8 protein-coding genes are annotated in these 12,058 nt (G+C 72.2%); 2 read left to right on the forward strand and 6 right to left on the reverse strand.

What is annotated here, in order from left to right; genetic code table 11:
• Positions 1 to 167 precede the first annotated feature (167 nt).
• Together BMY07_RS09830 and BMY07_RS09835 are read right to left on the reverse strand one after the other, a co-directional pair.
• Positions 168 to 812, reverse strand: coding sequence for a response regulator (locus tag BMY07_RS09830; RefSeq protein ID WP_092776727.1), 645 nt, complete (start codon positions 810 to 812; stop codon positions 168 to 170).
• A complete protein-coding gene (locus tag BMY07_RS09835; protein WP_218150639.1) occupies positions 802 to 1,929 on the reverse strand; it encodes a GAF domain-containing sensor histidine kinase in 1,128 nt (375 codons plus the stop codon). The genes BMY07_RS09830 and BMY07_RS09835 overlap by 11 nt, the downstream gene beginning before the upstream one ends.
• 169 nt (positions 1,930 to 2,098) lie before the next feature.
• Here BMY07_RS09835 and BMY07_RS09840 point away from each other — a divergent pair, with 169 nt between their 5' ends.
• Both BMY07_RS09840 and BMY07_RS09845 read left to right on the forward strand, forming a co-directional pair.
• The gene (locus BMY07_RS09840) at positions 2,099 to 2,812 is read left to right on the forward strand and encodes an SDR family NAD(P)-dependent oxidoreductase (protein ID WP_092776731.1); all 714 of its coding nucleotides are present in this window, start codon (positions 2,099 to 2,101) and stop codon (positions 2,810 to 2,812) included.
• On the forward strand, positions 2,809 to 3,813 hold the full coding sequence (locus BMY07_RS09845; protein WP_218150640.1) for an S-adenosylmethionine:tRNA ribosyltransferase-isomerase: 1,005 nt from the start codon (positions 2,809 to 2,811) through the stop codon (positions 3,811 to 3,813). Before BMY07_RS09840 ends, BMY07_RS09845 begins: the two co-directional genes overlap by 4 nt.
• Before the next feature lie 401 nt (positions 3,814 to 4,214).
• Here the strand turns inward: BMY07_RS09845 and BMY07_RS09850 are convergent, their stop codons facing one another.
• From BMY07_RS09850 to mnmA, 4 genes are all read right to left on the reverse strand, one after another.
• A complete protein-coding gene (locus BMY07_RS09850; protein ID WP_092776733.1) occupies positions 4,215 to 5,996 on the reverse strand; it encodes an AMP-dependent synthetase/ligase in 1,782 nt (593 codons plus the stop codon).
• Between the two features lie 78 nt (positions 5,997 to 6,074).
• Complete coding sequence (locus BMY07_RS09855; RefSeq protein ID WP_245782295.1) at positions 6,075 to 8,666, reverse strand: CHAT domain-containing protein; 2,592 nt, start codon at positions 8,664 to 8,666, stop codon at positions 6,075 to 6,077.
• Positions 8,667 to 8,746: 80 nt separating this feature from the next.
• A complete protein-coding gene (locus BMY07_RS09860) occupies positions 8,747 to 10,450 on the reverse strand; it encodes a S8 family serine peptidase (RefSeq protein WP_143073422.1) in 1,704 nt (567 codons plus the stop codon).
• Positions 10,451 to 10,966: 516 nt separating this feature from the next.
• On the reverse strand, positions 10,967 to 12,055 hold the full coding sequence (mnmA, locus tag BMY07_RS09865; protein ID WP_092776739.1) for a tRNA 2-thiouridine(34) synthase MnmA: 1,089 nt from the start codon (positions 12,053 to 12,055) through the stop codon (positions 10,967 to 10,969).
• Between the last annotated feature and the right edge of the window lie 3 nt (positions 12,056 to 12,058).

The following is a 12,058-nucleotide window of genomic DNA, read 5'->3' on the forward strand; positions in this document are numbered from 1 at the left end:
GGGGAAAAGACGCCAGATCAGCGCGCGGGGTTGCCCGATGTGCGAAGGTCCGGCCGATCGGCCGACCCGGGTGGCCGAACGGCCGAGGGAGCATTCAGCGACCGGTCGGCGACACTGGGCAGCGACCGGTCAACCACACCGTCAGTGGTGCCGATCAGCGGCGCTTGTCAGCGACCGGCCGGGGACACCAGGCCGGTGCGCACCGCGTAGAGGGCGGCCTGGGTGCGGTCGTGCAGACCCAGCTTGCCCAGGATCGCGGTCATGTGCGACTTCACCGTCTTCTCCGACAGCGTGAGTTCGCGGGCGATCTGCCGGTTCGAGTTCCCTTGCGCTACCTGGGCGAGGACCTCGCGCTCGCGCGCGGTCAGCGTGGCACCGCCCGGGCGCGTGTCGCCCTCGGCGAGCAGCCGCGCCACATCGGGGTGCAGCAACACATGGCCCGCGTGCACTGACCTGACGGCGGCGGCCAGCGCCAACGGGTCGACATCCTTGTAGACGTAACCCGCGGCGCCCGCGCGCACGGCGGGGACTATGCCCACCGGCTCGGTGAAGCTCGTGATGACAAGAACCCGCGCTTTGTTGCCCGCCTCGCGCAGGGCGTTGAGCGCGTAGACGCCGTCGGTACCGGGCATGCGCAGGTCCAGCAGCACCACGTCCGGCAGCAGCGACTCGGCCGCGGCGACGCAGGACGCGCCGTCGGCGGCCTCGCCGACGACGGTGATGTCGTCCTGCAGGTCCAGGAAGGTGCGCAACCCCTGGCGCACCACCGGGTGGTCGTCGACGACGAGCACCCGGATCACCTCAGCCGCCAACGGGCACCTCCAGCCGTACCGTCGTCCCCCCGGGACTGGTCGAGGTGACCCGGAGCCTGCCGCCCGCGGTGCGCGCCCGCTCCCGCATCGAGGTCAGCCCGAGCCTGCGGTCCCGGCTGCCCTCGGCGTCGAACCCCACGCCGTCGTCGCTGACCTCCAACACCACCGACTCGGAGTGGAACCGCAGGTCCACGTTGATGCGGTGGGCGCGCGCGTGCCGCAACGCGTTGTGCAGCGCCTCTTGCAGCACCCGGTACACCGCTTCTTCCCGCGTCGTGGTCAGTCGGGGGACGTCGCCACCCCGGTAGACGATGTCCACTCCGTGCACGCGGTTGAGCAACTCGGCCTGCTTGCTGATGGCGCTGTCGAGCCCGTCGCCCGCGAGGTCGGGCGGGCGCAGTCCCACGACCGCGGCGCGCAGTTCGTCGCTGACCTCCCCGGCCAGCGCGCGCACCAGGTCCAGTTGGACCGCCGCGCGCGCGGAGTCGCGACCGGCCAGCGCGGCCGCCGACTCCGCGGCCAGCCGCAGGCTGAACAGCTTCTGCGTCACGGCGTCGTGCAGCTCCCTGGCGATCCTGGTGCGCTCCTGCACCATGGACAGCTCCCTGGCCCGCTCGTGCAGCCGCGCGTTGACGATCGCGATGGCCGCGTGCGCCGCCAGCAGCGCCAGCAGTTCCTCGTCCTGCTCGGTGAACCCGCCCGCGGCGGTCTTGTTGGCCACGAAGATCTCGCCGATGATCTCGTCCCCGTCGGCGATGGGCACGCCGAGGAAGTCGGTGAGCTCGGGGTGCGCCGCGGGCCACCACTCGAACCGGGGGTGGGCGCGGATGTCGTCGAGCCGGACCGGGTTCGGCTCGTGCAGCAGCACCCCGAGCAGACCGTGCTGGCGCGGTACCGGGCCGATCGCGGCCCACTGCTCGTCGGTGACGCCGTCGGCGAGGAACTCGGCGAAGCCGCCCGCCTCGTCCGGCACGCCGAGCGCGGCGTAGCGGGCGCCGACGAGCCTGCGCGCGGAAGTGAGGATCGTGCGCAGGACGTCGCGCACCGACAGGTGTGTCGCGACCGCCAGCACGGCGGCGCTGACGGCGCGCAGTTCGTTCCTCCCGATCCCGGTCACGGGTCCACGGTACCGAGGCGGACCGACGAAACCGCTGGTCCTAGGACCAAAGTCGGAGGGAAGTCCCGCCTCGGGTCCGATGGCACGGCCCGCGGCGGTGCCTAACGTCGATGGCAGTCGTTTCGTGTGCGGGGAAAGCCCGGCGCACGGGGAGGAATGGGGGAAGGCAATGCGGGAAGCGGATGCGGCAGGGGACGGCGTGCGCCGGGTGGCCATCGTCACTGGTGCCTCGCGGGGGTTGGGGCACGCGGTCGCCGCCGGGCTCGCCGGGGCCGGGTGGGACCTGGTGCTCGACGCCAGGGGCGCCGACGAGCTGGTGGCGGCAGCGGCGGCGCTGCCCGGTCGGGTCGAGGCGATCCCCGGCGACATCACCGACGCCGACCACCGGGAGGACCTGGTCGCCGCCGCCGACGCGCTCGGCGGCGCCACCCTGCTGGTCAACAACGCGGGCGCGCTGGGCCCGAGCCCACTGCCCGGCCTCGCGGAGTACCCGCTCGACGGGTTGCGCGAGGTGTTCGAGGCCAATGTGGTCGCCTTGCTCGGCCTCACCCAGGTAGCGCTACCGGGGCTGCGCAGGCGAGGCGGCGCGATCCTCAACATCACCTCGGACGCCGCCGTCGCGCACTACGAGGGCTGGGGCGGTTACGGCGCCTCGAAAGCGGCGGTGGACCTGCTCAGCGGCGTCCTGTCCGTCGAGGAACCCGCGATCCACGTGTGGTGGGCCGACCCCGGCGACCTCCGCACCCGGATGCACCAGGACGCCTTCCCCGGCGAGGACATCAGCGACCGCCCCGCCCCGGACACCATCGTCCCCGCCGTGCTGCACGTGGTGTCCACCCGCCCGCGCTCCGGCCGGATCCGCCTGCCGGAGGTGGCCCTGTGACCACCGACCTGACCCTGCCCGCGGGCCTGGACGCCCACGAACCCCCCGAGGCCCGCGGCCTCGCCCGCGACGGCGTCCGCCTCCTGGTGAGCGACGGCGGCGAACTCAGCCACCACCGGTTCAGCGACCTGCCCTCGGTGTTGCGCGCGGGAGATGTGTTGGTGGTCAACACCTCCGGCACGTTACCCGCGTCCGTGGCGGTGGTCGGCGGTTCGCTGCGCGTGCACCTGTCCACGGAGAACGCCGACGGAACGTGGTTACTGGAACTGCGCTCGGGAACCCAGCCGTATCCGTTCGGTGCCGCAGGCGATCGCTTGCCTTTGGTCGGCGGCGCATCTGTCCTGTTGCGGGGGCGATACTCGCGGAACCGGCTGTGGGAGGCGACCATCGACCCGGGGCCCTTCGCGACCGTGCAGGCTTACCTGGCGGCGGTGGGGGAACCGATTCGGTATGGGTACGTGCCGCACTCGTGGCCACTGCGGTATTACCAGACGGTGTTCGGTGTGGACCCCGGTAGCGCTGAGATGCCTAGTGCGGGTCGGCCGTTCACTGATCGATTGGTGACCCGGCTGGTGGCGGCGGGGGTGCAGTTCGCGCCGGTTTTGTTGCACACGGGAGTGGCGTCGCCGGAGGCGCATGAGCGGCCTTATCCCGAGTGGTTCCGGGTTTCCGCTGAGACCGCGCGGATGGTGAACGCCGCGAAGGCTGATGGGCGGCGGGTGATCGCGGTGGGGACTACGGCGGTGCGGGCGGTGGAGTCGGCTGTTCGGGATGGGGTGGTGCGGGAGGCCTGTGGGTGGACGGAGTTGGTGGTGACGCCGGAGCGCGGGGTGGCTGTGGTGGACGGGTTGTTGACGGGGTTTCACGAGGCTTCGGCGTCGCATGTGGACATGTTGGTGGCGGTGGCGGGGAGGGGGGTGGTTGAGCGGTGTTACGCGGAAGCGGTGGGGGGAGGGTATTTGTGGCATGAGTTTGGGGATGTGAATTTGTTGGTGCGGTGAGGGGTGGGCGGCTCTCGGTCTCGCCTGCGGCGTCGACGGTTGACGGCTCGCCTTCGGCATTGCGTGGGGGCGCGATTTAAGCGACAAGCTCGATGCGGCGAACTTGTTTTGCGCGGGCCCCTACGACACCCGGGCAGAACCACAAAGCAGGGGCCCACAAGCAGGCCCTGCCACGGTGAGCGACGCTACGAGTGCCGTCCCCCCACACAAAACAAGTCCACCCCATCGAGCCGGCCTGGCACCAGCGACTCCGAGGAGCGCTTGTCGGCCAACGTCGTTTGGGGGCGCGTGTGGGCCAACGTTGTTCAGGGGCGCGTTGGGCCAACGTCTGTGAGGGCCGGGTGGGGGCCAACGTTGTGGGGGCGTTAGGGACACCGGCGGCGTGGGGGGTGGGGTGGGGGTTAGGGGGCGGTGGCCAGGTTGACGGTGTCGGGGGTGGGGGTTTCGGCGTAGAGGTTGGTGATGGTTTGGGCGTACTTCTCTGAGATGGGTTTGCGGCGGAGTTTGAGGGTGGGGGTCAGTTCGTCGCCGCCGGGGGGCCAGTAGGTGGGGAGGATGTGGAAGCGCTTGACCTGTTCCACGCGGGAGAGCTTGGTGTTGGCCGCGCGGATGGCGGCGGTGACGAGGGTGCGGATGGGCGGGGCGGCGGCCAGGGCGTCGGGGGTGGTGGGGAGGTTGTGGGTGGCGGCGAGGGTGGCGGCGGCGTCCGGGTCCAGGACTATCAGGGCGCAGATGTAGGGGCGGTTGTCGCCGATGGCCACTACCTGGCTGATGGCGGGGGTGGCCGCCTTGATGGCGTTCTCGATGTAGGTGGGCGACATGTTCTTGCCCGAGGAGGTGATGATGAGTTCCTTCTTGCGGTCCACGATGGACACGAACCCGTCGTCGTCGATCACGCCGAGGTCGCCGGTGTGCACCCAGCCGTCCGGGTCGATGGTGGCGGCGGTGCGGATCGGGTCGCCGCGGTAGCGGAGCATGACCGAGGCGCCGCGGATGAGGAGTTCGCCGTCGTCGGCGAGGCGGACCTCGGTGCCGTGCACGGGGGTGCCGACGGTGCCGATCTTGTTGTGGCCGACCCGGCCGGAGGTGCCCAGGCCCGCGGTCTCGGACATGCCCCAGATCTCGTACACCGGGATGCCGATGGCCCAGAAGAACTCCAGCGTCTCCACCGGGATCGCGGCCGCGCCGGACGCCGGGACCTTGACCTCGTCCAAGCCGAGGCGGGCCCGCAACCGGCGCAGCACCACCCGGTCCGCGACGGCGTGGCAGCCCGCCAGGTACCAGGACCGCGGCCGCCGCAGGTGCCGCCGCGCCACGTCCAGCGACCAGGCGGCGACCGCGCGCTTGAGCCGGTGCGGCTCGGCGGCGACGGCGGACTCGATGGCCAGCTGGAACTTCTGCCACACCCTGGGCACCGCGAAGAACAGGTGCGGCCGCGCGTCCGGCAACGCGGTCCCCAGGTTGCGGGCGTCGGCCACCGAGATCACCTCGGTGCCGAACAGGATCGACGCGTAGTGCGAGGCGACCCGGTCGGCGATGTGCGCCGAGGGCAGGAACGACACCACCCGGTCGCCGGGTAAGAGCTCGAACGCCTGCTTGACCGCCGCGGCCACCGCCATGACGTTGGCGTGGGTCAGTTCCACGCCCTTGGGCGGGCCGGTGGTGCCCGAGGTGTAGATGATGGTGGCGACGTCGTCCGGTTCGACGGCGCGCCACGCGGCGTCGAAGTCGAAGTCCGGTGCCCCGGCCGCCTCCACCACGGCCAGCGACTCGGCGCCCTCGACCGCGCCGTCCACGCACACCAGCCGCAGCCGCGGCGCCGCGGACCTCAGCACCGGCACGAACGATCGTTCGGTCACCACGATCCTGTTGCCCGCGTTGGCGAACACGTGCGTCAACTGGTCCGGCGAACTGGTGTTGTAGACCGAGAAGGGTAAGGCCCCCAGGTGTAAGACGGCGGTGTCGACGAGGTGGAACTCGGGGCGGTTGGTGAGCATCAACCCCACAGCCTCACCCCGGACTACGCCAAGAGCGGCAAGCCCCGCGGCGATGCTGCGGACCCGCTGCTCGTAGTCGCGCCACGTGTACGAGACAACGCCAACGGGTGTGCGCAGGGCTATCTGGGCCGGGTTGATCTGTGCGGTGTCCTGGAAAGCCGCGCACAGGGTCGGGTATTCGTCCACGGTGACCGCCTCTCACCACTGTGTCCTACGACACAGGTGAGCGGATAGTAGGGTCGCCCGCCCTACCTGTCCACAGTCTCAGCCCGCGCCGAGGCAGATGAACGGGCGCCGGTAAGGGTCTTCGGCGATGGACTTGGCCAACGCCTTGGCCGGGGTGAGACCCGCGGTGAGCAACTGGTGGTAGGTGACCATCGCGGTGGCCGCCGCCTCGTCGCCGACCCGGCTGGTGGCCGCGACGACGGTGCGGACCCCGCTGGCCAGCAGCGCGCCCGCGTACCCGAGGGCCTCGTCGCCCGGCCGCACGTAGTTGAGCGCCAGCTCGCACGCGGCCAGCACGACCTGCCGGGGTGGCTGCCGCAGCCGGGCGACCTCGTAGGCGAACAGCGGGCCGTCGGCGAGTTCCAACCGGGAGAACAGGGCGTTGGTCGGTTCGTGCTCGCCGTGTGCGGCGATGTGCGCGAGTTCGGCGCCGTCGAGCGCGTCGAGCACGCTCGCGACAGTCGCGTGTTCCTTGTCCAGTGCCACCGCGTCCGGGTAGACCTCACGCAGCGGTCCGTCCTCAGCGACCAACCCGGTCAGCATGGGACCACGCGCCAGCAAGGTGCGTCCCTTGGGAGCAGCACCCGTGGCCGCGCTGAGCCACGCCGTCGCCGATGGCGCTACCACCAGCGGTCTCCCCCACAGCGACGGCAGACTCCCCCACGGCACGGCATAGAGCGCGCCAGTGGGGACTATGACCAGCTCGCTGTCCCCGATGAGAGAGATCAGCGGCTGGATCAACTGCTTGTCCAACCCCCCGGCGCTGCGGGCGGCGGACGCCTTCACGACGTCGACCACCGGCGGGGGCAGCGTGTCGGGGGCGAGCACGTCGAGGTCCGCGTGCAGCCGGGCGGCCAGTTCCGCGGCGGCGCTGGCGGACCCGAGCCGCACCATGCGCGCCCCGGTCCCCGACACCACCACGGCGACGATCTCGTCCTCGGAGGTCGCGAACGACACCAGGACCCGGCCGTCGAGCGCGGGCGCCACCGCCTCCAGTGTGGCCACCGGCCGCGGCCTGCCCCACGGGCTGGCGTACCAGCCCTGCCGCTCGACCTCCCGCTCCAGCGCGGCGGTCTGCTTCTCCAGCTTGTCCGCCGACCGACCGGCCAGGCGCACCAGCTGCGCGGTCCGCTTGGCCAGCCGCAGCTCGGCGGCCTTCTCCGCGACGCGGGGGTCGGCGATGTCGGGCATCGGCTCGTAGCGGTACACCTGCGCCCTGGTGCGCTCCAGCCAGCCGAAGAGCCTGCGCGCGTCCGGCCGGGGACCCTGCAGCACCAGCCGGACCGCCAGCTCGCCCAGGTGCCGCCCGTGCACCGCGGTGCCGCACACCAGTTCCAGCCCGCCCATGCGGTCGCGGGTGTGCCCGAGCTCGGACAGGCCCGCGCGCGCCTGCGCCAGCGCGGCCCGGATGTCCTTCTCGGCCACCGCCAGCTCGGCCCGGCACAGCCGCAGCAGCATCCGGTGGTCGACGGGGGTGGTGACCCGGGGCGCGGGCACCTGGTCGAGCAGCTTCGCGGCGGTGTCGAGGTCGCCGCGGCGGATCTCCAGCCGCACCGCCATCATCAGCGCCAGCGCGGCCTCGTCCTCCAGCGCCAACCCGCGCAGCTGCTCGGCGAGGGCCACCGCGGTCGCGGGCAGCGCGGTGTCGACGCGGCGGGGGGACCCGTTGGGGCCCTTGCCCTCCAGCGCGTCGAGGGTGTCGGCGCGCAGCGCGGCCAACGCGGCCACCGCGGCCCAGCGGACGTTGCCGCGCCGGGTGAACATCCGCTCCGAGCGCCGGGCCCTGCGCCGGGCCTGGGCGGTGTCGCCGTGCAGCAGGGCGGCCGCGGCCCTGGCGATCTCGGCCTCGGCGGCGTCCTGGCCGACGCGCTGGCGGCGCAGCCGGGGCAGCGCGTCGTCGAGGTGGCGGGCGGCCTCGTCGACCAGGCCACCGGCGAGCAGCGCGCGGGCCTGGTCGAGCTGGACCACCGGGAGCATGCCGGGGGCGCGGGCGGCGCAGTCGCGGGAGGTCTCGGCGAAGTAGCGCAACGCGGTCGGCACGTCACCGGTCATGTGCGCGACGTAGCCCCGGTTGTGCCTGGCCTTGATGGCGATGTCGTGCAGGCCGTAGCGCTCGCACAGCTCGATGCAGGTGTCGAGCTCCTCGATGGCGGCCGCGGTGTGCGCGCGCTCGATCTGGGCGAGGCTGCGGTTGAGGTACAGGCTCGCCAGCACGTACGGGTCGCCCGCGCCGTCGGCGAGACCGGCGCGCAGCAGCTCGGCGGCCTCGGAGAGCAGCTCGAGGGCGTGTTCGAGGTTGCCTGCCCGGATGTGCAGGAAACCGCGCTGCTCCAACGAAAGCCCGGCCAGCTCGGCGTGCAGCGGGCCCTCGGGCAGCTGGGCGAGCAGGGCGTCGGCGTCGGAGAGGCGGGCGATGCCCTGGGTGATGGTGGCGCCCTCGGTCTCGGCGTAGGCCAGGGTGACCAGGACGCGCACGCGCAACTCGATGGCCTCGGGCGCGGTCGGCACCTGCGCGGTGTCCAGCACGACCAAGGCCTCACCGAGCAGTGCCCGCGCACGGGCGAAGGTGTAGGCGTACACGGCTTTGCGACCGCGGCGGTAGAGCGCGCCTGCACGCCGGACAGCGGGCATGGCTTAAACCCTACGTGCCGCGTCCACCCGTGGTGGACGCGGCACGTGGGTCATGGCGGGTACCCGGCGGATCGGTCGGGTCAGCTGCGCCAGCCGAGGTCGGTGAGGTCGGCGTCGGCCAGGTCGCGGGCCTGCCCGGCCCTGGCCACCCGGTCCTCGACCGAGGCGGCGTCGGCCAGCCCGGTGAGCCGGTTGGCGATCATGCCCGCCACCACCGGGGTGGCGAAGGAAGTCCCGGCCCACACGGCGAAGCCGCTGGTGAGGTCGTCCGGGTCGAGAGTCGCGCGGGGCAGCGGGCCGGGCCCGGTGGTGGTGAGGTCGGGACCCTCGGCGCCCTGCCAGAGCGGGACGGTGCTGACCACCGCGTTGCCCGGCGCCCAGCGGGTCACCCAGGCGCCCTCGTTGCTGAACGCGGCGACCGACTTGCCGGAGGGGTTGAGCGCGCCGACCGCGATGAGCAGCGGGTTGCCGGTGTTGGAGCCGTCGGCGTTGAGCGCCATGGCCGCGGGCACGAACGGCCGGGTAGTGGCGTCGTTGCCCGCCGCGGCGACCACGACGACGCCGAGGTCGGTCAGCTTGCGCACCGCCTCGGCCAACTGCAGGCCGGTGGTCTGGTCGGTGTTCTCCGGGTAGAAGCCCAGCGAGATCGACACGACGTCGACCAGGTCGCCCGGCCGGTTCTCCGCCAGCGCCGAGGTGACCCGCTCGCGCAGCCACTCCAGGGCCAGCAGCACCGAGCCGTCGGTGGTGATGCCGTCGGTGTGCAGCACGCGCAGCGAGAGCACCCGCGCGTCCGGGCAGTTCTGGAAGACCAGGCCGGTGACGAAGGTGCCGTGCCCGGAGTGGGAGTCGGTGATGCCCAGCAGCGGCTGCAGCACGTCGCGCTCGTCGGTCGGCGAGGCGAGCGAGGGCAGCGCGCCGCCGCTCTGGTCGGTCAGCGTGGTCTCCAGGTCGGCCAGCAGGCCCTGGAACTCCTCGGACACCTCGACCACCGGGTCGGTGTCCGCGGAGCCGACGGTCAGCCACGGGTGCTCGCCGATGCCGGTGTCGAGCACCGCGACGACCGGGCGGCGGCCCGGGGTGAGGGTGGCCGGGTCGCGGCGGTGCGGCTTAGGCAGGAACAACCGGACCGCGTTGCGGGCACCGTTGCCGAGCGCGATGGCGCCGCCGCCGACGCCGTTGCCGAACGGGACACCGTTGCCGAAGGGCACGCCGTTGCCGAACGGGACACCGTTGCCGAAGGGGACCCCGTTGCCGAACGGGGCGCCGCTGCCGTAGGTGGCGCCGTACATGCCGACCGAGGCGGCCAGCGCGAGGTGTTCGAGCCCGATGCCCCTGGTGACCTCGGGGCCGAACACGCGGCGCAGGTTCGCCAGGACGGTCCACGGGTCGGGCGCGGCCTCGGTGACGGCGTCCTCGCGCAGGTGCAACAGGACCGGGACGGCGAGGTCGCCGTCGAAGGCGTCGACCGCCTCGCGCCAGCGCGGGGTCTTGGGCAGCCGCACCACCAGTTCCACGCCGACCTTGGTCAGCGCCTTGTTGAACCGGGCGATCGCCTTGGCGTCCCTGGCCACCGCGAGCGGGACGAGCAGCGTGTTGGACCGGTACGCGGTGGAGTCGGGGCGTCTGCCCTGCGCGCCCGGCACGGCGGTGGACGGGTTCAGCACCCTGGCCCGGTGCCGCACGAGGACGTCCTCGGTCAGTCCGATCACCTGCGGGAACCGAGCCAGGTCGGTCGGCACCGGATTCGTCGTGTCATGCCGCTGCCCCCCGTTGGCGCTCACATCCGCCATCGAATACCCCACCCCGAAGTCGTTGGTCACGGTCGGTGTCGCTGTCCCGCCGACCTGCTCATCCGTAGTAGAGCAGTAACGGGGTCACCAGATACGTCGATTGAGAAAGCCCCTGCGTAACGACGATTTGGCTTCAACTCTGCGCTGATACCCGGGTGACGATCCGTGATCGAATGGCCGCGGCGGAACCAACAACGTCCACTCGGACAGCCCAGTGGTGCCCCGTGCGATTCCCGCCGACGGCCGCGCGAGCCCGACCAGGAGGTAGCGAACCGCAAGACCCGGTCCAGCGCAACGCCCCTAACGGGTAAGAGATGGACCCGAGGAGCGCACCGTGCGCGGTTGTCCACTGTGTGTGGTCACATTAATCGAACACGTGGTCGGTCCACCCCGAAAATGATCTTGGTCGTCGAGAAATCCACTGTGGACCCGATGGCGGGAATGCGCGAGCGGGCAACCGGACCCGAATTCGCACCCGTGTTCGAATGCGCCGGGAAATGCGCGGGACTAGCGGGTGCGGGAAATGGTGGCGCTGCCGAGCACCACGTCACCGGCCGGGTCGGGCCGGTAGAGGACAACGGCCTGTCCCGGGGCGACGCCGCGCAGCCCGGCGGCGGGGCGGACCAGCAGCTCACCGTCCACAAGCGACGCGGTGGCGGCCGTGGTGCCGCCGTGCGCGCGGATCTGCGCCACGCACTCGACGGTGCCGGTCAGCGGGTCGCCGGAGGGCCAGGTGGGCCGGGTGCCGACGATCTCGCGCACCGCGAGCCGCTCGGCGGGACCGACCCGGACGGTGCCCTGGACCGGTTCGAGCGAGAGCACGTAGCGCGGCCGCCCACCGGGGGCCGGGGCGTCGATGCCCAGCCCGTGCCGCTGGCCGACGGTGAACCCGTGGACACCCGCGTGCACGCCGAGCACCGCGCCGGTCTCGTCGTCGACCAACGTCCCCGGCCGGGCGCCGAGCTTGGTGGTGAGGAACGCCCGCGTGTCGCCGTCCGGGATGAAGCAGATGTCGTAGCTGTCGGGCTTCTCGGCCACGGCCAGGCCGCGCTCGGTCGCCTCGGCGCGCACCGCGGACTTCACCGAGTCGCCGAGCGGGAACATCGCGTGCGCGAGCTGGTGGCTGGTCAGCGAGGCCAGCACGTAGGACTGGTCCTTGTCCAGGTCGGCGGCGCGGCGCAGCTGCGGGCGGGAGTCGACTGTGGCCAGCCGGGCGTAGTGGCCGGTGCAGACCGCGTCGAAGCCGAGCGCGACCGCCTTGTCCAGCAGTGCCTCGAACTTGATCCGCTCGTTGCACTTGAGGCACGGGTTGGGGGTGCGACCCGCGGCGTACTCGGCGACGAAGTCCTCGACCACGTCCTCGGTGAACCGCTCGGCGAAGTCCCAGACGTAGAACGGGATGCCGAGCAGGTCGGCCACCCGGCGGGCGTCGTTGGCGTCCTCGACGGTGCAGCAGCCGCGCGAGCCGGTGCGCAGCGTGCCCGGCTTGGCCGAGAGCGCCAGGTGCACCCCGACCACGTCGTGCCCGGCCTCGACCGCGCGCGCGGCGGCCACCGCCGAGTCGACCCCACCGCTCATCGCGGCCAGTACCCGCATGGT

Origin of the sequence: Actinokineospora terrae (assembly GCF_900111175.1) — a bacterium.
In the GTDB taxonomy this organism is placed as follows: Bacteria; Actinomycetota; Actinomycetes; order Mycobacteriales; family Pseudonocardiaceae; genus Actinokineospora; species Actinokineospora terrae.